Origin of the sequence: Paenibacillus sp. p3-SID1389 (assembly GCF_025151705.1) — a bacterium.
In the GTDB taxonomy this organism is placed as follows: Bacteria; Bacillota; Bacilli; order Paenibacillales; family Paenibacillaceae; genus Fontibacillus; species Fontibacillus phoenicis.
The window spans coordinates 32,732-55,710 of sequence record NZ_JALXVO010000009.1 but is presented as its reverse complement, the minus strand read 5'-3'; the positions used below and the strand labels follow the sequence as shown (position 1 = coordinate 55,710).

Sequence of the window (22,979 nt, the reverse complement as noted above, 5' to 3'; positions counted from 1 at the left end):
CCATTGATGGTCATGGTAACTAGGCAAACGATGAAGCATCGTCGGAAACGAAGAAGCGGATCGCTGACCCGCTTGCGCGGAGCAGCAAGCCGGAGAACGAGCGGCTTCATCCGCAAAGGCCGCCGTTTGGCCCGTCCGTCGACGGGGAAAAGATATGCCAGCGCCCCGCTCCAACGCCTCAAAGCCAAAGCTTGGGCCGCAGGAGTCCGTGCGGTGGCAGCACAGGATGGGGCGGAGAAGGGTTCGCCTCATATGCAGGATTGTTTTCAAGCGTGGGCGCAGGCGGAGCGGGTGGACCAACTGCCTTTCACGGCTTTGCTGACGGCCTCCTTGGCGTATCGCCGCGGTTATGCCCATGCGGCCGGGCTTAGTAAGCCGTGGATTCCGCTGCCGCTGAAGGGCCGTGCCTCGGCCATCGTGACGGCGAGTAATGAGGAGAAGACGTTGCCGGCGGTTTTGGCGGAGCTCCGCAAGTTGCCTCTGCATGAGATCATTGTCGTCCTGAATGGTTGTAATGACGCAAGCTTTGCCGTCGTGGATCGGGATCCGCGTATCACGCGGCTGAGCTTCCCCGAACGGTTAGGGCATGACGTAGGACGGGCGATTGGGGCAGCGGTAGCCACCGGAGATATTTTGCTGTTCACGGACGGGGATATGTGTGTTGCCGCAGAGGATCTGGCTGCTTTTTTGATCGCGATCGACCGGGGGGAGGATTTGGCTCTCAACGATTTGACGCCGCATCTGCCGCCGTTCTCCCAGCAGGATGAGGTGACGCGCTGCAAGGCATTCCTGAATCTGGCGCTGGGACATCCGGAGTTGAAGGCGAACTCGTTAACTGCGGTGCCAAACGCTTTGTCCCGCCGCGCTGTGCGGACGGTGGGCATCACTGCGCTGGTCGTTCCTCCGAAAGCCCAGGCGCTGGCGTTGGTTCGTGGACTGAAGGCAGTAGCGCCGATTTCCGTGGACGTTATCCGCAAGAACCGTCTCCGCACCAGCAACAGCGGGGCAGGCAATGCGGTCGCGCAGATGATCGTTGGCGACCATCTCGAGGCGCTTGGCGAGGTTATGAAAACGGAAGGTGTCCGGTTGCGATTTTCCACACTGGGCCGGAGTGAATTGGCGAAAGTGAGGAATGCCCGATGACGGCTGGAGTAACGAGTATCATCATTCCGACCTATAACGGGCTGCACTTGCTTGCCCCTTGCGTGGCGGCGATCCGCCAGTATACGGAGACTCCCTATGAGATCATTGTGGTGGACAACGGCTCCGAGGACGACACGGCATCGTTCTGTCTGAGCGAGCGCCTGATCCTGGTGGCGCTGCCGCGCAATGAAGGTTTTCCGGTCGCCGTGAACCGAGGATTGTCCGTCGCTTCGGGCGATCACCTCCTCGTTCTTAATAATGATGTCCTCGTCTCCCCGCGATGGCTCTCGAATCTGCTGCTGGCGCTGCACAGCGCCGCTGATGTCGGCCTCGTCGGCCCGGTGACCAATTATGCCAGCGGACGGCAGCAGGTGGCGATCAACTGGGCGGAAGGTGAGGATTTCGCCCAAATCGCCGAGCGCCATAACCATTCGGATCCGGTGAAATGGCAGGAAGTCCAACGGCTGATCGGCATGTGCCTGCTCTTTAAGCGGGAGGTACTGGAGCGGGCAGGAGGATTCGATGAACGGTTTTCGCCCGGCCATTATGAAGATGACGACTACTGCTACCGCGCTCGGCAGCTAGGTTACCGTCTGCTCATTTGCGGCGATACGCTGGTGTACCATGAAGGCAGCGCCAGCTTTAAAACCCGCCATCCGGAAGGGTGGAACGAGCTTATAGAACGGAACCGTATGCGGTTTATCGAAAAATGGGGCGTAGATCCTTGGCAATTTATTTAATGGGAGCCCCAAATTTTTAAGGTAAGGGAGGAGCGTTCATGAAAGGTGTGATTTTGGCGGGGGGCACCGGCACGCGTCTATACCCGCTGACCCGATTGATCAACAAGCATCTGCTTCCGGTCGGGAATTATCCGATGGTCTGTTACGGCATAGAACGGCTGCGTCAAGCTGGAATCACCGACATCCTCATTGTGATCGGCAAACAATCCGCAGGGATGTACGCTGACTTCCTTGGCAGCGGGGAGAACTTTGGAGTCAACCTGACGTATCGCATCCAGGAATCGGCCGGCGGAATTGCTGAAGCTCTGGAGCTGGCTGAAGGGTTTATCCCGCGCGGCAGCAAATTCGTTGTGCTGTTGGGTGACAACCTGTTCTTGGACGATTTAACGCCATACGTGGAGCGATTTAAGCAGCAGCCGCTGGGCAGCGCACGGGTGATGCTGAAGCCGGTGGATGATCCTCGGCGTTACGGCGTGCCGGTGTTTGCTGAAGACGCCCCGGAACATATTGCCTATATCGAAGAAAAGCCTAAGAAGCCGAAGTCGAAATATTCGGTTACCGGTATTTACATGTACGATGACAGCGTATTTGGCATTATCCGCAGCATCGAACGTTCTGCCCGCGGCGAGCTGGAGATTACGGACGTGAACAACCGCTACGCGCGGGACGGAAAGCTCGAGTTCGACGTGCTCCAATTGTGGTGGGGAGACGCCGGCACGTTTGAATCGCTGCAGGAAGCCGCAATTCATATGAAAGGCGTACTTCCCTAAGCGATAGGGAAGCCGGAAAGGAGGCACGGGATGGCTACACGCGACAATGCGGCGGGCACCAGCCGCAAAACTCTCGGCCGGCGGGGCACCGGTAGCGCAGCTGCGGCCGCAACGGTCCGCCGGTCTGCCGGCCGGTGGAAGAACGGCCGCGCTAACCGGAACGTCGCCGGCAAGGCCGCGTTGCGCCGGCGTCACGGCAGCCGCCGGCGCCGCAGCGGGCGCCTCGGGCGCTTCGGGCGTCGCGGAGCTCGCGCGGCGGCTTGGCGGCGGTACCGGCAGGCGGCGGGCTATGCCGGCGGTATGATCGGTACCGGCGCCATGGCCGGTACCGACGGCACGGGCAGTGCCGGCGCTGCAAGCCGCATTAGCGGCCCGGGGGGTCGCCAAGACCGGGCCGCTAAGGCCCTTTCGCCTGGCCCGGCCGCAATTCCGCCGCCGCTATTGCCCGCACCCGGGCCGGCCTCGCTGGGCGCTTCCGGAGCCGCCTGGTCTGCGGCGGAAGCGGAGCGGGTTCGCGCCGCCGCCTTCGAGGCCGGCTACCGCGAAGGTTTGTTTGAAGGCGGGGAAGCCAAGCTGGGCCGCTTAATTCCCCGCTATATGCTGCTGCCCGAAATCTGGGTGGACGACGTCATTGCCGCGGGTTTCCCGACCGTCGCCGGGCAGCTTTATCCGCTGCTTACGCCAGCAGAGGTGTTCGCCGCTGCGGAGGGGGCGCTGCGGGAAGGCCGGCCGCTGTCGATTGTCCGTCTCGGCGACGGAGAACTGCTCACCTTGGCGCACGATACGGTAATTTCCACCGAGGAAGCGCTCCGCCGGGGGGCTTTTTTGCCCTATGCAGGCGTGCATTTGCCCGATCCAGCAGCGCGCGAAGCGTTGGCAGCCGCGATAAGGGCTGCGGATATTATCGGGGTTCCGGAATCCCGGCATCCTTCCTATCAAGGGCTGTTGTTCCCGGTGCTGCGCCACTATGGAATCGATTACCGCGGTTTACGCTTGACCACTTCAACCGTGAATTATGAATTAAATGCCGGAGGTTATTTAACGAGACTGCTGCATGGCCGGCGCGTCTTGCTGATCGGGAATCAGGCGGAAGTGTTGGCGGGATTTCTTGGGCAGCGCAGCGTGCAGGTTGTTGGTTGGCTTGCTCCGGTGCAGGGTGTAGCCGATGTGCCGAGAGTCGCGATGCGCCTCCGGGAATTTCCGGACTTTGATTTGGCTTTGGTTGCGGCCGGAGTGGCTGCCGTGATGATCTGCACACGGCTCTCCGGAGAGCTGGGCAAAGTGGCGCTGGATATGGGACATTTAGCCGACAAACTGATAAAAGGCGAGGCGGCATGGCCGCAGCTCGGGGAGGTGCACATCGGTGCAAATGGAGTTTGACGGAAAAACCAAGATGCAAGCTAGACTCGGTTCAAAAACCTACGATCAAGGATACGTTGCCGGCTATGCTTACGGAGTTCAAGAAGGCTACCGAGCATTTGCTGACCGCCAGGAAATCACGAGTATCATCATACCGACCTGTGATCGCAGAGACCTGCTGCTGCAGTGCTTGGATCATATCGATCGATATACGTCTACACCGTATGAGGTCATTATCGTTGACAACGGGTCGACCGATGGAACGGCGACAGCGGTTCGGCGGCGGCCGGGTCGGGTGCGGCTGGCGGTGTATCCGCAGAACCTGGGGTTCGCCCGCGCCGTAAATACCGGACTGATGATGGCCAAGGGGAATACAATTGTGCTTCTGAACAACGATGTACTGGTGACGGAGCGCTGGCTGGATCAACTGCTGGCATGCCTTCGTCAGTTTCCTCAAGCAGCCGCAGTTGGGCCGGTAACGAATTACATCAGCGGCGAGCAGCAAATTGACGTTCCCTATGAGGACGTGGCGGATATGCCGGCTTTTGCTGCTTTGTACAACCGTTCGGATCCGATGAAGTGGCACATGACCGATCGGCTGGTAGGGTTCTGCGTAGCCTTTCCGCGAGCGACGCTGGAGCAAGTTGGTTATTTCGACGAAGGATATGAGATCGGCAATTTCGAGGACGAGGATTGGGTCGCCCGATTGCGCCTGCAAGGAAAGAAGCTGGTGATCGCTGAGGACACCTTCGTCCATCATTACGGAAGCATGACGATGAAAGGATTAGGCAATCAGCAGTTTCAGGAAGTGAATACCCGCAACCACCATTTCTTTCGTGAAAAATGGGGAGATTTGCACGCCCTCTATGCGAGGATGACCGATTGGCGCGAGGAACGGACGCTAAGGGCGGCCGATTTCTTCCCGACTCACGTGCGGGTTCGGGATGTAAAGGGAGGCGTACACTGGCTGGAGCATGGTGTTCGCCATCCTGTGCATCCGGCGGCGGCTGACACGATGCCGGTGCCGCTGCGGCTGTCTGTGCTGGATTTGGTCCAACTGCCCGTCGGCCCGGCCCGTTCAGCGGGGCAGCTGGCTGGTTTAAGTAGCGGAATGCCGACCGAAGCGGGCTTAACGGACGGCATCGTAGTCGCCAGCAGTGGACGGTGGTATCAAATTGATCGGGGGCAACGGCGGGAGATCATCTCGGAATACACGCTCAACGCATGGGGGCTTACGCCTTCGGTAACCGTACCGGAAAACGTAGTGGCCGCCTATCCCGAGGGGCTGCCGATTCTGCCTCCGCAACGCATCGTGAGTGAGGATTTATAGGCTGAAACGAGCCGGCTCTACAGGAACGCGCTTATTCGTACCGGCATATGTTATTGGAGGGCATCCTGGGGCTGGTGTCCGAAGTCCGCTAATCAGAGCGCGGCGTAAAGGCCGGCCTAAGTTGAGGAGGAGTCAGAGTGGAGCAAAAAATTTCTGAGATCATCGTGCACATGGCCCACTCTCACCAGCAGATGGCGCGGGTGATCGATGCGGAACGACAAGTTGCTGTACGCATGGCGCAGATCGTGCATGCGATTCCCGACGCCGAGCCAGCGTTCGATGGGACGCCCGGCATATTGGAGAATTCGGGTCGGATCAACAAAAGCGTGATCTCCTACTTAAATGCCATTGCCGATTTACAGGAAGCGATGGCCGAGAATTTGAGCCATGTGATGAAGCAATTAAAGGTCCAAGAAGAAGAGTGAGGTTAATGAAGCGGGGTATGATGCCATGAGCAGGGAACAGGCTTATCTGAACATGCTGGATGCGGCCGCGAAAATCCAGTGGAATGTCGCGATGATACTGGAGGCCAAGGCGGTCGAGTCCGAGAAGGTGCGCAACTGGATATTGAATCATGTGCTGGAGAGCAGTTTCGAGGATCACGAAAAGCAGCTGTCCGACCCGCTGGAGGTTCACGATCAACTCGTGGAGGTGATTGAGGGCCTGACCAAGCTGCAAAATGGGCTGTGCAGCAACCTGAAAACGGTGCTTCCTCCCGATGTGACAGAAGGCAGCGGCGATGGCCTGGACGGAGGATTCGGCGGATTGTTCGACGGTGGTGATTTTGATCTGGAGGCAGGCAAATGACGAGGTTCCCCCTTCAGGCCGGGGAGGAGGCGAAACTCCGGTTAGTTGATGCCATAAGCCAAAGCCAGAAGGCGATGGCGCGGATTCTCGGCAGCCTCGCCGATGTGACCGAACTCTCCCCGGACGCCGCAAGGCATATTGCCGGAAATATCGATAAATTGACCAAATATCAAGAAGCGATGGCTCGCACGGTTTGCGGGTTAACTTTTCATCGCGTCAAATATGGAACTCCTTCGCCGCCATGGATGATGGACGCTTGTTATGCAGCATACGACGTTACCCGAGGAGAACAGGAGGAAGAAGAAGGATGGCAAAAAACAAACTCCGGCGTACCCGCCGTGTAAAGCCGCGTACGGCGAGAAAAGTCCGGATCCGCAGAAAACGGAAGCTGATCCTAAGGCGGAGAAGTAAGACGATCCTTGCCCGCCGCAAGCGTCGCAAGGCGGTGCACAAGCCGCGTACACATCGCAGAAGAAGACGGAGATTAAGACGCCGGCGCACCGCTCTGACGGTCCCAGCAGCAGGGGTTGCGGAGCCTGTAGCGGAACAGGCAACGCCCGAAGACAAGACGATTTACGATCAGGCCTATAACGAGGCTTATCAAGAAGGGTTTAACAGCGGCTTCGCCCAAGGCTACGAGGATGGGCATAAGATGGCCTACAAGGATCAAGTCTGACGTATCATCTCTGAAAAGAATCAATCTGATAGGTGCAAATCAGATCGATATCTAGCATCAAATCTATTAACCGTTGTCGGTTCATCGGCAGCGGTTATTTCATGTGCGCCCGGCATGGGCGTTATCTATAGGGTTCAAGTCCTGAATGGCGAAGGCAGTAGTAGCCATTAGCTTAAGGCAAGGGTCTCTATCGCGAGGTAGAATCTGAAGGAAGCCGGCGGCAAATCTCCGGCCCGAGGAACACGAACCTCATATGAGGCTGGCATTCGTTGGATGAGGCTGCATGACAAGTCAAAGTCCTTACTGCCGAAGGCGAATGAGAGTAAATGAGGCGGGTAGATGGAGAGGAAGATAACGCTCTTACCCGGGGAGGTCTGCGCGAAACGCGAAGTAAACTTCGTAACCCTGTTCGTGAGAGCAGGCTGAGCGTGCAGAAGTCAGCCGATGTCATAGTACACAGCTTGTCGCGAGGGCTGTGGAAGGACAGAACGTCAAGGAGAATGGAAACCAAGGCGTTCGGGATTATGCAATGAAAGCAGACAATCCGCAAGGACTTATCCGAAGGAGGAAGTGATGAATGCACGGGGGACTTCGGAAGGGCAGAGTGTAATCCCGGCACAAGATGGAGCTTTCATTCACGCAAGGAGAGATCGACCATGATGGAACGGGTCCTGTCACCGGACAACCTTAGAATCGCACTAAAGCGTGTGGAAAAGAACAAAGGGAGCCATGGAGTCGATGGAATGCCCGTCAAAGACCTGAGAAGGCACCTGCAGCTTCATTGGCAAGAAATCCGGCGTTCATTAGAGGAAGGCACCTATGAACCCCAACCGGTCCGAAGGGTCGAAATCCCGAAACCTAATGGCGGAGTGAGGTTGCTAGGTATACCTACGGTGACAGACCGTTTCATCCAGCAAGCGATCGCGCAGGTACTAAGCCCGATCTTCGAGCCGACGTTCTCCGAGCATAGTTATGGATTCCGCCCTAAGCGGAGCACCCATGATGCTGTTCGACAAGCAAAAGAATATGTGAGAGAAGGGTATCGATGGGTCGTCGATTTAGACTTGGAGAAATTCTTTGATCGCGTGAACCATGATCGACTAATGGCAAAGATTGCACAGCGAATCTCGGATAAAGCACTGCTAAAACTGATCCGGAAATACTTGCAATCAGGTGTCATGATCAATGGAGTCGTAGTGGAGACAGAGGAGGGAACCCCACAAGGAGGCCCGTTGAGCCCGTTATTATCCAACATCGTACTGGATGAGATGGATAAGGAGCTGGAGCAACGAGGACTGCGCTTTGTGAGATACGCAGACGATAGCAACATCTACGTGAAGTCCCGCAAAGCAGGTGAAAGGGTGAAATCCTCAATCACGAAGTTCATTGAGCAGACCCTAAAGCTTAAAGTAAACCATGAGAAAAGCGCAGTCGATCGCCCCTGGAAACGAAAGTTCCTAGGGTTCAGCTTCACCGTGAACAAAGACCCCAAAATCCGTATCGCGCCCCAATCGTTACAGAAGGCGAAGAAGAAAATTCGGGAGATCACTTCCAGAAGAAAATCCATTTCCATGGAACGCCGGATTCAGGAACTCAACCAATATCTCATCGGATGGTGCGGACACTTCGCACTGGCCGAAACACCGAGCGTATTCCAGAGGCTGGACGAATGGACACGGCGAAGACTGCGAATGTGCATTTGGAAACACTGGAAGAATCCCAGAACGAAAGTAAAAAGGCTTCAATCTTTAGGAGTGCCTAAAGATAAAGCCTATGAATGGGGAAATTCCCGAAAGGGGTACTGGCGTATTGCATGCAGTCCGATTTTGCACAGACCTTTAGGAAAGAATTATTTCGACTCCTTAGGTCTGCGCAGTCTTTCGGAACGTTATTTCGACTTGCGGTCAACTTAGACGAACCGCCGTATACCGAACGGTACGTACGGTGGTGTAAGAGGGACGGAGGTTAGTCACCTCCCCCTATCTTCATTATAGGGAGGGGGGCATATTGCCATTCTCAGCCCCTTTTTAACCATTATCCCTTTGAATCAGGGAGTGAAGAGAATGGGATGGAACTGTCCAGTATAAAAAAATTTGAAGTTGCCTAGGAGTCAATTCCTTAACTACTTGCATGTACTTCTTGTAATACTCCATACACTTTACTTCTTGCAATTCTTATGCGACTGCTGCAAGGAACGGCTTCAGCTGGCGTGCGTTCAGACCATGGGCGATTAACTCACGGTAAGGGATGGCAGGAATGGACAAGCACATTTTCAGCAGGTTTTGGCGCATCTCTTCCTCGGAACAAGTCATGCGCAGGTAACGGCGGACGGTGTACTCATTCAAATACGCCTGCAAATGCGTTGTCCCCAAGGCGACATACGTGCGTCGGATCGAGTCTCTTGCTTGTCTCACGACTCTCCGCAAGGGCAGATACATTCGATAAACGAAAGGGAACCACCGCTTGGTTGAGGTATGTTGTCCATCGACATACTTGTTGATGAATGCCTCAAGATCGCTCCGGTCAGCCTGTTGCTCGCCCCCTCCTCTTTTATGCGGAATCAGTTGAATCTTCACTTGCTCGGGTTCGCCAGTCTCCGTGACCGTGCAGCCGGCAACAACCGCGGTGGCATAAGGTTGACAAGCTGGATGAAAGCGTCTGGTATCCGTGCCATATTGATCGCGGCTCACCTTTACTTCTCCAGAGAGCAAAACCTTCGCCTCACATTCGCCGAGGGTATGACGGATTTTGTGCAGCATGAGCCAAGCGGTCTTGTAGGTCACTTGGATTACCTGACTCAACCGCAGCGCCGAGATGCCATCCGGGAGCAGAAACAGCTCCAGTGCTTGGAACCACTTCACCAAAGGCAAATGGGTTCTTTCAAAAATGGTGCCGACCAAAGGAGAGGCTTGATAGCCACATTTTCCGCATTCAAATAAAGGAATATGTCGAGTGGACAGACGGGTGCACTCGGTATAAGCACAGCGCGGGCAGACGAAGCCATTTGGCCATTTCATCGCGATAATCGCCTCGATACAGTCGGCCTCGCTTTGAAAACGGCTGCTGATAGATTTAAGCTCCATGCTCGTACTTAATTCCATGTCCGATCCCTCCAATTGAAGTTCCTCTAGTCACTGAATACGCACGTGTGTTCCCTTTTTTCTCATTATAGCAAACATACGTTCTTGTATCAACTAAAAAATCCCAAATATTCACGAAAAATGTGGATGTTCAGATCACTGTGCAGCCTTAGTTTAATCCCCCTCATCGATCGCCAAATCTGAATCAAAGGGATAATCGTGCAAAAAGGGGGCTAGAGGGGCTAGAGGGGCTAGAATCCCTTCTACTCTCTTCCTAATCTCTCATTTCTGATCGAAAGGGATAATGGTGCAAAAGGGCACAACGAAGCACAACGAATCACAACGAGGCACACAAAGGCACACAGTGGCACACAAAGGCATAACGAGGAAACAGCAAGGCGCAAATAGGCGCTTACGAGAGGTTTTCTATCGCGATCTCCGTATTCTGAGCGAAAGGGATAATCGTGTAAAAGAGGCGTGCCGTAAGCCCAAAGATCGGAGGCAGGCGGTGTCAAAAGGCGGCATTCGCCAATTTATACGGCGGGCGGGTAGTCGTCCATGATGCACGTGTCCCCTCAGCATATATTTATTAAGACCCAGGAAACGAAAGATTGAAATCCACGAAGATAGGATGAAGAACCTTGGAGAACGTCAACGAGAATCGATACGGCGAGGCTTATCAGGCCGGATACCAGGAAGGGATTCGGTATGGCGGATGTCAGGCTGTACTGGAACGTATTCCGCCGGTTTCTCGGCCGAAAGTGGACCTGCGGGTGCTGTATGTGCCTCAAGGGTTCGATGCGATTGACGAAGGGGTTCAGACAGCGCTTGCGGAGTTGACGCGGGAATGCATCGTTGCCTCACCGGAAATGATGTTGCAGGAAACCGAGCACCATCATCCCGATCTGGTGCTGGTCATGAATTCGCTGCACATCTTTCCGCCTGATCATACTGCGCAGTTGGAGCAGATCCGGAGGATGGGGATTCGGACCGCTGTTTGGTTCGTGGATGACCCTTATTTTACCGATGATACGCTCGCGCTGGCTTTAAGCTACGATGTGGTGTTTACGCACGAAATCGAATGTGTGCCGCTCTATCGCTCCCTTGGGGTGCAAAGCGTACACCACCTTCCGCTCGCTGCGAATCCGCGTCAATTTCGACCCATTCCGGCTAAGCCGGAATATCGCTATGATGTTTGTTTTATCGGCAATGCTTTTTGGAATCGAGTCGCCTTGTTTGATCGCTTAAGCTCGTTCCTGCAGGACAAACGCGTGCTGATCGCCGGGTATCATTGGGACCGCCTGCCCCGATACGAGCAGTTGGCACGGTTCATCCGACCCGGATGGGTTCCCGTTGAGGAGACGGTTCGTTATTACAACGCCTCCAAAATCGTGCTCAACATCCATCGACCAACGCAAGCCGGCCAGGATAACCGGAACGGGAACGATACCTCAGGGAGATCGATCAATCCGCGAACCTATGAAATCGCCAGCTGCGGCGCTTTTCAAATTACGGACATCCGCGACGATTTAACCTCTTTCTACCGGCCGGGCTACGACATCGAGACGTTTCGGGATGAGGCGGAGCTGGAGGCGAAAATCCGTTACTATCTCGAGCACGACGAGGAACGGCGCTTGATCGCTTGGCGCTCGCTGTGGACGACGACGGCCGTCCATACGTATATGGACCGGGTTAGCCGCCTGCTGGCAGCAGTCACCGAAAGCTAAGAGCAGGAATCAACCGGCAAGCATCACCCTACAAGAAGCAACCGACAAGTATCAACCTATAAAGGAGTGACCTTATGTTCATGGAAGAAGCGACTGGCCATCCAACTCAACCCGTGATGAGCCCGGAGGAGCGCGGTAGAACCAACGGGTTCCGTGACGGCTACGCCGAGGGGTACCTGAGGGGAAGGGCCAGCTATATTGTAAGTCAACCGCGGCCGAAATTTCAGGTCCGCAACTTAAAAATATTATATGTCAGTTCGGGGAAAGGATTTCCTTATTCTCCGATAGACGAGGCCGTAACTTCCACGCTCCGTACGTTAACCGCGGAAGTCATCACCGCGGTGCCGGGCGATTCTATACCGGATTTGGCATCGCTGCATAAGCCGAACTTGCTGCTCGCCCTCGACGGTTTGGAGCTTCCTGTGGAGTATATCAACGCCGTGCGGGCTATGGGCATCCCGACGGCCATTTGGTTTACAGATGATCCCTATTATACGGATATGACGGTTCCGCTGAGCACTCAATATGACTACGTGTTTACCCTTGAACGAAATTGCGTTGATCTTTATCGCGCAGCCGGCTGCAGCCAAGTCCATTATTTGCCGTTTGCAACCTTTCCGGAGCATTATCGTCCGACCTTGATGCCATCCCCGCACCGCCGCAATTTAAGCTTTATCGGTTCAGCGTATTGGAACCGGGTGAACTTTCTTCAGCCTATTTTACCGGCGCTGATCGAACAAGGCTTAATGATCAACGGAATCTGGTGGGATCGGCTGCCGGAGTACCCGGCTTATGTGGACCGGATCGAGCTGGGAAAATGGATGGGCCCGGTGGAAACCGCCGAAGTGTACAGCGGTTCGAAGATCGTTCTGAATTTACATCGCTCCCCGTTTGAGGAGGATGTCAACAACAACAAAGCCGGTATAACGGCGGCGTCGCCAAATCCGCGGACGTTCGAAATTTCGGCCTGTGCAACGCTTCAATTGGTTGATTCGCGGGACGATTTGGCATCGTTCTACGTTCCCGGCGAAGAAATCGAAACCTTCTCCTCGCCGGAGGAGTTGGTCGAGAAGGTGCGTTTTTATCTGACCCATGAGGAACAAAGACGGGAAATTGCGCTGCGTGCGCTGAATCGGACCTTGCGGGATCATACCTATTCCAATCGGTTAGATCAGCTGCTAACCGTGATTTTCGGGTGAATCCTGTGAAGTGGAAGCCGGTTCCGGAGTCCCGGACAAACGCACAGGCAAAGGAGGGGCAATTGTGTCGGATAAAAAGAAGTTGCTGCTGTTCTCGCATGTGTGCAATTCCAGGAACGTAACCGGCGCGGAAAAGCTGTTGTTATTCAGCGCGAGAAAGCTGTCGGCTTATTACGACTGTACGATCGTGGTTCCAAGGCAGGGCAGTTTGTCGGTTCTGGCCAATCGTTATGGGATTCGCACTCTGCTGTGCGATAACTCGTTGCTCTACGGGATGTGTTCCCCGCACTCCGGTCTGTCTGGCGAATTCCATGCGATCGCCTGGAGCGACTCGGTGCAGCGCACGATCGGCTTGCTCCAAGAGGAGCAGCCGGATGCTGTACTGGTGAATACCAGCGTAAACGTGTCGCCGGCGATTGCTGCCAAACAGTTGGGAATTCCTGTGATTTGGCAGATTACGGAGGTCATTGCGTCCAATGAGTTTACGGCGGAAGCGGTGAATCTGATCGACAGATACAGCGATTTGATCGTTGGCATTTCCGAATCCGCGCTGCTCCCTTTCTTTGGAACGCAGGCCATGCACAAAACCGTGTTGCTCTACCCTTCGTGGAACCCGGAGGATATCCATCCCGAGCTTTGGCCGACACAACGCTGGCATCGAAGAGCGCAATGGAAGATCAAGCCGTCCGAGGTCTTGGTCGGCTATATTTCCTCTTACCTGATTCCGGAGAAAGGAGCCGATCATTTCATCGGGGCAGCGCTGAATCTGGTGCACCGGTTCCCGGCGGCCAAATTCGTCATCATCGGTGCAGAGGTTCAACCTGAGTATTACCGGAGCTTAAAGCGGGCGGTTCAGGGATCGCCGCATTCGCAGCGATTTATTTTTGTCAGTATGGAAAACCATGTGGAATCCGCCTTTAGTGCGATGGATATCGTCGTTGTTCCAGGCATTCTGCCCGAAGGGTTTGGATTAACGGCGCTCGAAGCGATGATCTTCGGTAAACCGGTTGTTGCCTATGCTTCAGGCGGATTGCGGGAAATTTTGGAGTCGACAGGCAGCGGTGCTTATTTGGTACCGACGGGAGACAGCGTCGGACTTGCGGAGAAGTGTGCAGAGCTCCTGTCTTCCATGGAAATGTCCCGCAGCGTAGGGGAAAGGAATCGAGCTCAAGTGGAGGTTGTGTTTGGCCCGGCCGCTTACGAGCTGCGGCTTCAAGGACTCGTTCAGCGCATGCAGGGGCTGTCGGGGGTTGCCGTGCCGCTGCCTGAGCCGGCCCCGACTGCTCCTTCCCCAGATGCGGCGGAGTTTCGAGGCTCTGGAGTGGGGGCAGTGCCAATTGGGAAGGCGCCGGCAGGTGCAGCGAGCCCATCCGGCCGCCGCAGACGGGTCAAATTGAAGCGAGCCAAACTTCGCAAGAGAAGATCCGGTACGGGAAGGAGCTTGACCGCCCGACGCGGCGGGAAGCGACGCGCAAGCAAGAATACCCGGCGCAGGGTGGCGCGTGCTCGTAAGAACCATCGAAGCCGCGGGACGGGGCGCGCACGGAAGATGAACCGGAATCGCCGCCCAGCCGGCCGGAGAACAGGAACTACCCGCAAGCAACGCGTGCGGAAACGCCAGAAGTCTACAAGGAGATGAGTCAGCAAGGAGATGAGACCGTGAAAATCATGACCATATTGGGGACCCGACCGGAAATCATTCGGCTCAGCCGGATCATCCCGTTGCTGGATCAGTGGGCCGAAAAACATGTACTGGTGCATACGGGGCAGAATTTTGCGGCTAGTCTCAGCGATGTTTTTTTCCAGGAGCTAGGTTTGAGACAGCCAGACTATATCTTTCAAGATCATCAAACGACGCTGGGCAGCCAGTTGGCGGCGATGTTTGGCCAGATGGAGCGGATCTTGGAGGTGGAGCGGCCGGACCGCGTGCTTCTGCTGGGGGACACCAACAGTGCGCTGTGCGCCGTACTAGCCGAGCGACTCGGCTATCCTGCGATCCACATGGAGGCGGGCAACCGCTGCTATGACCTCGAGGTGCCCGAGGAGAAGAATCGGAAAGTCATCGATGCGGTGTCGACCATCAATATGCCGTATACTCCGCAGAGCAAAGCCCATTTGCTGGCGGAGGGGGTGCCAAGCAACCGCATCGTGCTGACCGGCAATCCGATTTACGAAGTGATGAAGTTCTACGAGCCGCAGATTGAGGCGAGCGACATCCTGCAACGGCTGGGGCTGAAAGAAGGGGATTATTATCTCGTGACCGCCCATCGGGCGGAGAACGTCGACCGCCCGGCCTCCCTGCACGTCATTATGGAGGGGCTGAACCGGGTCGCGGAAGCGTCGTCTAAACGGTTGATTTGCAGCATTCACCCCCGGACGAGATCGCGGATTGAACGTGATTTGAAGCTGGAAATGCATCCTTTAGTGGAATTTCACGAGCCGTTTGGTTTCTTCGACTTCGTGAAGCTGGAGAAGCATGCGCTTTGCGCGTTGACAGACAGCGGTACCGTACAGGAGGAATGCTGCATCATGCAGGTGCCTACGGTAACGATTCGCCGTACGACGGAGCGGCCGGAGACCGTGGATTGCGGCAGCAACGTCGTATCCGGCGTAGACGCCGGCAGAATCGCCGAAGCGGCGAAGCTGATGGCCGGCATGGAGCGTTTGTGGCCTTGTCCTGAAGGTTATCTGGAGGAGAAGGTATCGCAAAAAGTGGTCAAATTCGTGCTTGGGGGGAAGTTGAATGTTTAAAGATCAAGTCATTCTCGTCACCGGGGGGACCGGTTCCTGGGGTTACGAGCTGATCCGCCAGCTCCTCCCTCAAGACCCGAAGGAGATCATCATTTACTCCCGTGGAGAAGCGGCGCAAGTTGCGATGAGCCGCACCTTTAACGACGAGCGCCTGACGTTCCGAATCGGCGATATCCGCGACAAGGAAGCTTTGGTCGCGGCCTGCCAGAACGTGGACATCGTCTTCCATCTGGCTGCTTTGAAGCACGTGCCCATCTGCGAGGAGCAACCTGCTGAAGCGCTGAAAACCAATGTGGTTGGCACCCAAAACGTTATTGAAGCCACCATTAAAAACAAAGTGAAAAAAGTCCTTTATATCTCTACGGACAAAGCGTCGAACCCGTCTAACTTTTACGGCATGACCAAGGCCATCGGTGAAAAGCTGGTCGTTTACGCCAACCTGATCCAGGATGAAACCCGATTTGTATGCATCCGGGGCGGCAACGTGCTGGGCACCAACGGCAGCGTGATCCATTTGTTCAAGCAGCAGATCCGTGAGCAGAAGCGGGTAAAGATCACCGATTTGGAAATGACCCGATTTTTCCTGACGATGCCGGAAGCGATCCAGCTTCTGTTTAAGGCTTCTCGGGAGAGCATCGGCGGGGAGATTTTCGTCATGCTGATGCCAACCTGTCGAATTATCGACCTGGCGGAAGTGCTGATTGAAGCTTCGGGCATACCCGATGTGTCGATCGAGGTGACGGGTATACGCCCTGGGGAACGGATTCACGAGCTGCTGCTCAGTGAATATGAAAGCCGGTCGACCGTGGTATACGACAAGGAGTATCTGGTAATCATGCCTGCGCTCGAGATCGTGGGTCTGAGAGATCGTTACGGCCATTTGCCGCTTGTTCCCTACGGCGAGTTGAGTTCGGAGCATGAGCTGATGAGCAAGGAGGAGATCCGCATCATGCTGGATAAAGGAGGATTTCTCTCATGAAATTGCTAATCCTAGGGGGCCATGGGATGGCCGGTCATGTATTGGTACGGCATTTTCGCGAGAAGGGAGGCTACCAGGTGTTCTATACCTCACGTGACCCTGGTGACCGGGACTCGCTGATATTGGATGCCGGAGATATCGTCGCCGTCGATCAGGCGGTGCAGTTAGTTCGTCCAGATGTCATTATTAACGCGGTTGGGGTGCTTAATCAATTTGCCGACCGGGACAAAATTATGGCTTATCATATCAACGGATTTCTGCCCCACCGGCTGCGCCATTTGGCTGACAAAATCAATGCGCGTCTGATTCATATCAGTACTGACTGTGTCTTCCGCGGCGACCGCGGCAGCTACCGGGAGGATGATCAGCCCGATGGTGTTACGACGTACGCCTTAACGAAGGCGCTCGGGGAAATACGGGACGCAGGACATCTGACGATCCGCACCTCCATTATCGGACCGGAAATTCGCCGTCACGGGATCGGACTCTTTCATTGGTTTATGAGTCAGAAAGGCAAGGTGTCCGGGTACCGCCAGGTCAAATGGAACGGCGTGACAACGATCCAGCTTGCCAAGACGATCGAATTGCTGCTGGACCGTCCCGTGTCCGGGTTGATCCATTTAGCGCATCCAGAGGTCGTCAACAAGTATGAGATGCTACAGATGTTTCAAGAAATTTGGGGGAAAACCGACGTTGAGATCGAACCGGATGACGGCCCTAACCTCGACCGTACGCTGGTAAACACCCGTCCGGACGCGGCGGTCCCCCTTCCCTCGTTCCGTCAGATGCTGGAGGAAATGGCGGAATGGATGAAACAGCATGGGTGACCGGGGGACGGTTCTGATTACAGGAGCCGGCGGTTTTACCGGACGCCATGCTTGCCAACGTTTTGCCGCCAAGGGATACCGGGTTTTCGCTTTGGTCAGGAAGGAAGCCGGATTGCCTGCAAACGAGAAGGTAGCGTACATCCCATGTGATTTGACTGACAGGGCAGGGGTCAAACAGGCCATCGAGCGGACCCGGCCGCAGTACGTGCTGCACCTGGGCGGTAAAAACTCCGTCCCGGATTCCTGGGCTGAGCCCATCCTTTATATGGAAAGTAATGTCATGACGACCCTATACCTGCTGGACGCGTTGTATTCCTGCGGTTTGGGGGATACCCGTATTCTCGTTGCCGGCTCACGGCTCAAATTCGGACTGGATCGACCGCTTCGACCCACTCACCCTTATGGGTTAAGCAAAACTTTGCAAGAGGCGTCCGCGTTGGCCTGGGGTAAGCTGTTCCATCTTGGCGTGTTGATCGCAGAACCGGGCAATTTGATTGGAGCCGGCCCGTCAACGGGGATTTGCTCTCTGCTCGCCCGGCATATCGTCCGGCTGGAGCGCGGGGAGTCCCCTCCCCCCTTCCAGTTGTCTGCGGCGGATGCTAGGCGCGACTTCCTCGACGTGAGCGACGCGGTAGACGCTTATGAAATGCTGCTGCGCCAAGGGGAGATCGGCGAGGTGTATCCGGTCTGCTCCGGGCGGGAGCGAAGCTTGGCCGAGCTGGTGGAGGACTTCGCGCAGCTAACAACTGTAACGGATATGAGGATCCAAGCGGGTCCTCCATCCGCAAACGGAGCGGTATCCCATGCCGAGCCGCCCCTTCCCCAGGCGCTCTGGGACTTGGGGTGGCGGGCTAGCGTGGCCTGGGAACAATCGCTGCTGGACATTCTGGACTATTTTCGCAAAGAGGGGGCCGAATCGTCATGAATCCGCGCGTTAGTATCATTATTCCTTTCTATAACTGTCCCTATATTGAACAGGCGGTGCAAAGTGCACTGAGTCAAACGTATCCGCATACGGAGATTATCGTTGTGGATGACGGTTCGACTGTCCACGCCGAGCGGCTCGCGCCTTACCGCGGTCATATCTATTATTTGGGCAAGGCGAATGGGGGAACGGCCTCTGCGCTGAACCACGGTATCCGACACGCTTCCGGGGAGTATATCGCGTGGCTTAGCTCGGACGATCTGTTTGCGCCTCAGAAAGTCGAAATGCAATTAAGTTTCATGCTGGGGCAAGGCGCTGAAATTTCCCATACCAATTTCCACTACATCGATGAGCATGGCCGAATCACTCAATACAATGCCGGCATGCAACCCCTGGGGATGCGAGAGCTGGCGAACACGTTGTACAGCGGCAACCCGATTAACGGATGTACTGTCATGATGAGACGCAGCTTGATTGAGCGCGTGGGACTGTTTGATGAAGGCCTGCCGTACACTCACGACTACGATCTGTGGCATCGAGTAATGCTCTCTCGTACGGCTTTTCCTTATTTGAACGTCCCGCTCATTTCCTACCGGCGCCATTCGGGGATGGGGACGCTGCGCCATCAAGCGGCGATCTCGGCGGAGATCCGGTTCATCCAGAATCGTTACCGGGATGCGCTGACCCATCTTATCGCGACTTCTTAACGATTCAAGCGGACCGGGCCAAGATATCGACGAATCCTAAAGAGACAAAATAAGCGGTTATCTTGATAAAGATGTCTATACCAAAACCTTCATCGGTTCATAACCTGTACTAGATTACAAGAAGGTGGTGATTTAAAAGATGGGTGTCTTTCTTGATGCCAGAAGCTCCGTGAACTCCAACCAGCCCGGATTCCCCGGAACTCCGCTCACAGATACTCCTGCATTGTTCGGGATTATCGGCCTGCAAACGCAGAACGTTCCGAATCCGATTGTTTTGCTGTCGGGTACTATCGGAATTCTGGGAGACGTCGGCGATACGTTTACGATTGAGATCGTTCGCGGTGCAACGTACGTTCCAGCCAATGTCATCTTTACCCTCGACGGCGGCGTTAGCAGCGCCGCTTCCACAGAAGTCACGTCTTTCGTAGCCGCCGACCTTCAGGCTCCGGCTGCTCCGGAAACCGTTTATACGTCCTTTATCTCTGGAGCAACAACGGCAGTCCGAAACGGTCCAGAATCATTTGTAGGCATTGCCCAACAGGGTTAGGTTGTACCCAGAAAGCCTGCCTCGGGGTGACCCGGGCAGGTTTTCTGCTAAACGAAGGATATAAGCTCCGATAGAAAAGGATTTGAAGGAATGAAGCGGCTAAAGATTTTGTTCGTAACGAAGGATTTCAGTCGATATTTGGAACGGAATTTTCACTACATGCAGTTGGAACTGCGAAAATATGCCGATTTGGCCTTGGATCATCAGGGCGGAGAGGTACGGGCCATTCTCCGGCGAGCTCCCTTTCAGCCCGATTTTGTTCTGTTTAACGATCGGTTTCATGCCTCTTATTGCCCTCCAGTTGAGGGGCTGGAACATTTGAAGTTACCTTGGGGCATGATCATGCATGATCTGCATGCCAAAGTCGAGCAGCGACGAGAGTTCCTGCGGCGTTACCCCTCTGCCACCATCTTTGTGATGTATCGGCAAGCGTTCCGGGAGCGGTATCCCGAGTTCAAGGGCCGTCTTTATTGGCTGCCCCATTTTGTAGAACCTACCGTGTTCAGGGATTATCGACGCCGGAAAAACATCAACGTTCTGCTTATGGGGGCAACTAACCCGAAGGTATACCCGTTGCGCCATAAGATGAAAACGGCTTTGACCGGATATCCCGGCTTTGTATGTCACAGCCATCCCGGCTATATGGACTTCGAATCCGATGCCCAGGCGCTTGTAGCGCGAGGCTTTGCGCTTGAAGTGAACCGATCCAAGATCTTCCTGACTTGCGATTCCAAATTCCATTATCCGCTTCGCAAATATTTTGAGGTACTCGCTTGCAACACGCTGCTGCTCGCTCCCGAGAACGCTGATCTACGCGCGCTTGGGTTCAGGTCCGGCGTACATTATGTGGCCGTGTCGGAGCGGGATTTTCTCGCCAAAATTCATTTCTATTTGCATCCAAGCAACGAATCGCTGCGGGCGAAGATCAGCGGTCAAGGGTATGAGTTCGTCCGGGAGAAACATACGACCTCCGTTCGTACTCTGCAGCTCCTTCAAATGATCCGTTCCATCGTCGGTTAAAAATACACGAAAGTGAGCGCGAGGCACGTCCTTACGGTCAAACTTCAAGCGAAAGGGGAGATGGATGTTGTCACGAATCATTGCCATCGTCGGTATGGGATATGTTGGTCTTCCTTTGGCCGAAACGTATCTAGACCAGGGTTTTCGCGTCATCGGCATCGACAAGGACGAAAAGAAATTACAGCTTTTGCAACAGGGACGAAGTTACATCGCTGACGTTCCCGATGAGAAAATCAAACGATATACCTATGCGCAGCAATTGACGGTATCTCCGGACTTCGCCGAGATCGCAAGCGCAGAAGCAATCATTATTTGCGTGCCGACTCCGTTGACGGAACAGCATGTGCCGGACTTGACCTATCTGGTCGATGCCGCAGAAAACATCGGGAAGCATCTTAAGCCCGGGCAGTTGGTCGCATTGGAAAGCTCTACTTACCCCGGAACCACCCGGGAAGTGATTTTGCCGCTGTTGCAAAAAAGCGGTCTACACCTGGGGACGGAGTTTTTTGTGGGCTTTTCACCGGAACGGGTGAATCCCGGAAGCCGCCGTTACTCCCTGAGAGATATTCCTAAGATCGTCAGCGGGATTACCGCTGCTTGCGCGGATCGGATGGAGGAGCTTTATCGTGCGGGCTTTCGCACCGTGGTGCGGGTATCCTCGACGGAAACGGCTGAGATGGCGAAACTGCTGGAAAACACCTTTCGTTTCGTGAACATTTCTTTCATCAATGAGTTTGCTTTGCTCTGCGATCAAATGGGAATCAACGTTTGGGAAGTGGTGGAGGCGGCCTCTTCCAAGCCGTTTGGCTTTAAGGCGTTTTATCCCGGCCCCGGCGTAGGCGGACATTGCATCCCGGTGGATCCGATCTATCTGCAATGGAAAGCACAGCAGTTAGGGATGGAAAGCTCATTTATCGAGATCAGCTCGCGGATTAACCGCGACATGCCAGGGTACATCGTGTCCAGGCTGCAGGAAGAATTGAACGGTAGCTCTCTTGCCGGTAAGCGGATTTTGGTGCTCGGAATTACGTTTAAAGAGGATGTCGCCGATATCCGCGAATCGAGCGTGCTTGAGCTGATTCGGCTGCTCATGGCCGCTGGTGCAATAGTCGATTATCACGATCCGTTGATTCCAGAAGTGGAGATCAGCGGAATCAAGCTGTATTCGGTGGAGTTGACAGCGGAGCGCTTAGCCTCCTCGGACGGCGTGGTGATCGCCGTCCGTCACCGCGGATTGCCGCTGGAGGATGTCGTGAAGCACGCGCCATTTGTATTCGATACGCGAAATGCGGCCGCCGGTATACAAGGCAAAGCGCGGATCGTTACGCTGGGGGGCGGAAAATCAGGATCCGCTCAAAACGGAATTTCCCGATGAATCTAGTTACGAAAGGAAGGTATATAGATGTTCAGAGACAAGACCGTGTTAATTACCGGGGGGACCGGATCCTGGGGGAAAAGGCTGACAAGGAGACTGCTGCAAGAGGGACCGCGGGAAATCCGCATTTTCTCGAGAAACGAATACGCTCAGGTCTTAATGCAGCGGGAATTTAGCGGGCACGCCTCAATGCGGTATCTGATCGGTGATGTCCGTGATTACGCGGCGGTGGAAGCGGCGAGTAAGGGAGTGGATTATGTCTTCCATCTGGCAGCTTTAAAACATGTGCCGGTTTGCGAATTCCAGCCGGAAGAAGCGCTCAAGACCAATGTGCTCGGAACGGAAAACATCATTCAGGCGAGCATCGCGAATAAGGTCATCAAGGTGATCGACGTGTCCACCGACAAAGCGGTGGATCCGACAAATACGTACGGGATGACCAAAGCGATCGGGGAGAAGCTGATGATTCGTGCGAACGATTTAAGCGAGCATACCCGGTTCACTTGTATCCGCGGGGGGAACGTGCTTGGGACGAACGGCAGCGTGGTTCCACTGTTCATCAACCAGCTGCGGGACGGGAAAGACTTAACGATTACCGCCCGGGAGATGACGCGCTTCTTCCTGACCTTATCCCAGGCGATCGATCTTCTGCTTAAAGCAGCCACGACAGCCATCGGGGGCGAAACGTTCGTGATGAAAATGAAGGCCTGCCGCATCATCGATATTGCTGAGGTGCTTGCGGAGCATTATGTCGGACATCACGTCCCGGTGCAGGAAATCGGCATTCGGCCTGGAGAGAAGCTGCATGAGGTGCTGGTCTCTCGGTACGAAGCTCCCTATACCCTCAAATATAGCGATCAATATTACGTCATTCTTCCTCCCAGCTCCAAGGAGCTCATTGCCCATTATTCCAGCTTGCCTCGCGAACTGTTCTCTGAATACAATTCCAATGCGTCTTTGCTTGATAAAGCCGAAGTGGCTGAGCTGCTGCGGGAGGGAGGGTTCCTGAACTGATCA

General features: G+C 55.0%; 23 protein-coding genes. 22 read left to right on the top strand and 1 reads right to left on the bottom strand.

The genetic code is table 11. From position 1 onward, the window contains the following. Positions 1-6 precede the first annotated feature (6 nt). The 10 genes from M3G15_RS05880 (at position 7) to ltrA (ending at position 8,738) form a co-directional block, all read left to right on the top strand. Positions 7-1,143, top strand: coding sequence for a glycosyltransferase family 2 protein (locus M3G15_RS05880; RefSeq protein ID WP_009225092.1), 1,137 nt, complete (start codon positions 7-9; stop codon positions 1,141-1,143). Next, positions 1,140-1,883: a glycosyltransferase family 2 protein gene (locus tag M3G15_RS05875; RefSeq protein ID WP_260070348.1), complete on the top strand. Its 744-nt coding sequence runs from the start codon at positions 1,140-1,142 to the stop codon at positions 1,881-1,883. The genes M3G15_RS05880 and M3G15_RS05875 overlap by 4 nt, the downstream gene beginning before the upstream one ends. 38 nt (positions 1,884-1,921) lie before the next feature. After that, entirely contained in the window at positions 1,922-2,653 is a 732-nt protein-coding gene (locus tag M3G15_RS05870; RefSeq protein ID WP_009225094.1) for a sugar phosphate nucleotidyltransferase, read from the top strand. Between the two features lie 30 nt (positions 2,654-2,683). Beyond that, positions 2,684-4,033 (top strand): DUF3189 family protein, encoded by a 1,350-nt coding sequence (locus tag M3G15_RS05865; protein ID WP_260070347.1) that lies wholly within the window; start codon positions 2,684-2,686, stop codon positions 4,031-4,033. Beyond that, on the top strand, positions 4,023-5,342 hold the full coding sequence (locus M3G15_RS05860; RefSeq protein WP_260070382.1) for a glycosyltransferase family 2 protein: 1,320 nt from the start codon (positions 4,023-4,025) through the stop codon (positions 5,340-5,342). Before M3G15_RS05865 ends, M3G15_RS05860 begins: the two co-directional genes overlap by 11 nt. A gap of 137 nt (positions 5,343-5,479) precedes the next feature. Then, the gene (locus M3G15_RS05855) at positions 5,480-5,767 is read left to right on the top strand and encodes a hypothetical protein (protein ID WP_009225097.1); all 288 of its coding nucleotides are present in this window, start codon (positions 5,480-5,482) and stop codon (positions 5,765-5,767) included. Between the two features lie 25 nt (positions 5,768-5,792). Beyond that, complete coding sequence (locus tag M3G15_RS05850) at positions 5,793-6,149, top strand: alpha-helical endospore appendage domain-containing protein (RefSeq protein WP_009225098.1); 357 nt, start codon at positions 5,793-5,795, stop codon at positions 6,147-6,149. Continuing rightward, complete coding sequence (locus tag M3G15_RS05845; RefSeq protein WP_009225099.1) at positions 6,146-6,493, top strand: hypothetical protein; 348 nt, start codon at positions 6,146-6,148, stop codon at positions 6,491-6,493. Before M3G15_RS05850 ends, M3G15_RS05845 begins: the two co-directional genes overlap by 4 nt. Continuing rightward, a complete protein-coding gene (locus tag M3G15_RS05840) occupies positions 6,457-6,825 on the top strand; it encodes a hypothetical protein (RefSeq protein ID WP_260070346.1) in 369 nt (122 codons plus the stop codon). Before M3G15_RS05845 ends, M3G15_RS05840 begins: the two co-directional genes overlap by 37 nt. Before the next feature lie 656 nt (positions 6,826-7,481). Then, the gene (gene ltrA / locus M3G15_RS05835; RefSeq protein WP_009227144.1) at positions 7,482-8,738 is read left to right on the top strand and encodes a group II intron reverse transcriptase/maturase; all 1,257 of its coding nucleotides are present in this window, start codon (positions 7,482-7,484) and stop codon (positions 8,736-8,738) included. Between the two features lie 261 nt (positions 8,739-8,999). On the opposite strand, the gene M3G15_RS05830 is transcribed toward ltrA, so the two are convergent. Beyond that, complete coding sequence (locus M3G15_RS05830; RefSeq protein WP_260070345.1) at positions 9,000-9,926, bottom strand: transposase; 927 nt, start codon at positions 9,924-9,926, stop codon at positions 9,000-9,002. A gap of 620 nt (positions 9,927-10,546) precedes the next feature. On the opposite strand from M3G15_RS05830, the gene M3G15_RS05825 reads away from it, so the two are divergent. The 12 genes from M3G15_RS05825 (at position 10,547) to M3G15_RS05770 (ending at position 22,976) form a co-directional block, all read left to right on the top strand. Beyond that, positions 10,547-11,632, top strand: a complete 1,086-nt coding sequence (locus tag M3G15_RS05825; protein WP_260070344.1) for a CgeB family protein — start codon at positions 10,547-10,549, stop codon at positions 11,630-11,632. 74 nt (positions 11,633-11,706) lie between these two features. After that, entirely contained in the window at positions 11,707-12,831 is a 1,125-nt protein-coding gene (locus tag M3G15_RS05820) for a CgeB family protein (protein WP_260070343.1), read from the top strand. 64 nt (positions 12,832-12,895) lie between these two features. Next, positions 12,896-14,470 (top strand): glycosyltransferase family 4 protein, encoded by a 1,575-nt coding sequence (locus tag M3G15_RS05815; protein WP_232282283.1) that lies wholly within the window; start codon positions 12,896-12,898, stop codon positions 14,468-14,470. A 20-nt stretch (positions 14,471-14,490) separates the two neighbouring features. Beyond that, entirely contained in the window at positions 14,491-15,582 is a 1,092-nt protein-coding gene (gene wecB / locus M3G15_RS05810) for a non-hydrolyzing UDP-N-acetylglucosamine 2-epimerase (protein WP_260070381.1), read from the top strand. Further along, positions 15,575-16,561, top strand: coding sequence for a polysaccharide biosynthesis protein (locus M3G15_RS05805; RefSeq protein WP_260070342.1), 987 nt, complete (start codon positions 15,575-15,577; stop codon positions 16,559-16,561). The genes wecB and M3G15_RS05805 overlap by 8 nt, the downstream gene beginning before the upstream one ends. Then, positions 16,558-17,388 (top strand): SDR family oxidoreductase, encoded by an 831-nt coding sequence (locus tag M3G15_RS05800; protein WP_260070341.1) that lies wholly within the window; start codon positions 16,558-16,560, stop codon positions 17,386-17,388. Before M3G15_RS05805 ends, M3G15_RS05800 begins: the two co-directional genes overlap by 4 nt. Continuing rightward, complete coding sequence (locus M3G15_RS05795; RefSeq protein ID WP_009225108.1) at positions 17,381-18,313, top strand: SDR family NAD(P)-dependent oxidoreductase; 933 nt, start codon at positions 17,381-17,383, stop codon at positions 18,311-18,313. The genes M3G15_RS05800 and M3G15_RS05795 overlap by 8 nt, the downstream gene beginning before the upstream one ends. Beyond that, a complete protein-coding gene (locus M3G15_RS05790; RefSeq protein WP_009225109.1) occupies positions 18,310-19,020 on the top strand; it encodes a glycosyltransferase in 711 nt (236 codons plus the stop codon). Before M3G15_RS05795 ends, M3G15_RS05790 begins: the two co-directional genes overlap by 4 nt. A gap of 139 nt (positions 19,021-19,159) precedes the next feature. Beyond that, positions 19,160-19,567, top strand: a complete 408-nt coding sequence (locus tag M3G15_RS05785; protein ID WP_009225110.1) for a hypothetical protein — start codon at positions 19,160-19,162, stop codon at positions 19,565-19,567. Between the two features lie 90 nt (positions 19,568-19,657). Further along, positions 19,658-20,587, top strand: a complete 930-nt coding sequence (locus M3G15_RS05780; RefSeq protein ID WP_260070340.1) for a glycosyltransferase family protein — start codon at positions 19,658-19,660, stop codon at positions 20,585-20,587. Between the two features lie 64 nt (positions 20,588-20,651). Further along, the gene (locus M3G15_RS05775) at positions 20,652-21,962 is read left to right on the top strand and encodes a nucleotide sugar dehydrogenase (RefSeq protein ID WP_260070339.1); all 1,311 of its coding nucleotides are present in this window, start codon (positions 20,652-20,654) and stop codon (positions 21,960-21,962) included. Between the two features lie 27 nt (positions 21,963-21,989). After that, positions 21,990-22,976, top strand: a complete 987-nt coding sequence (locus M3G15_RS05770) for a polysaccharide biosynthesis protein (RefSeq protein WP_260070338.1) — start codon at positions 21,990-21,992, stop codon at positions 22,974-22,976. Positions 22,977-22,979 lie beyond the last annotated feature (3 nt).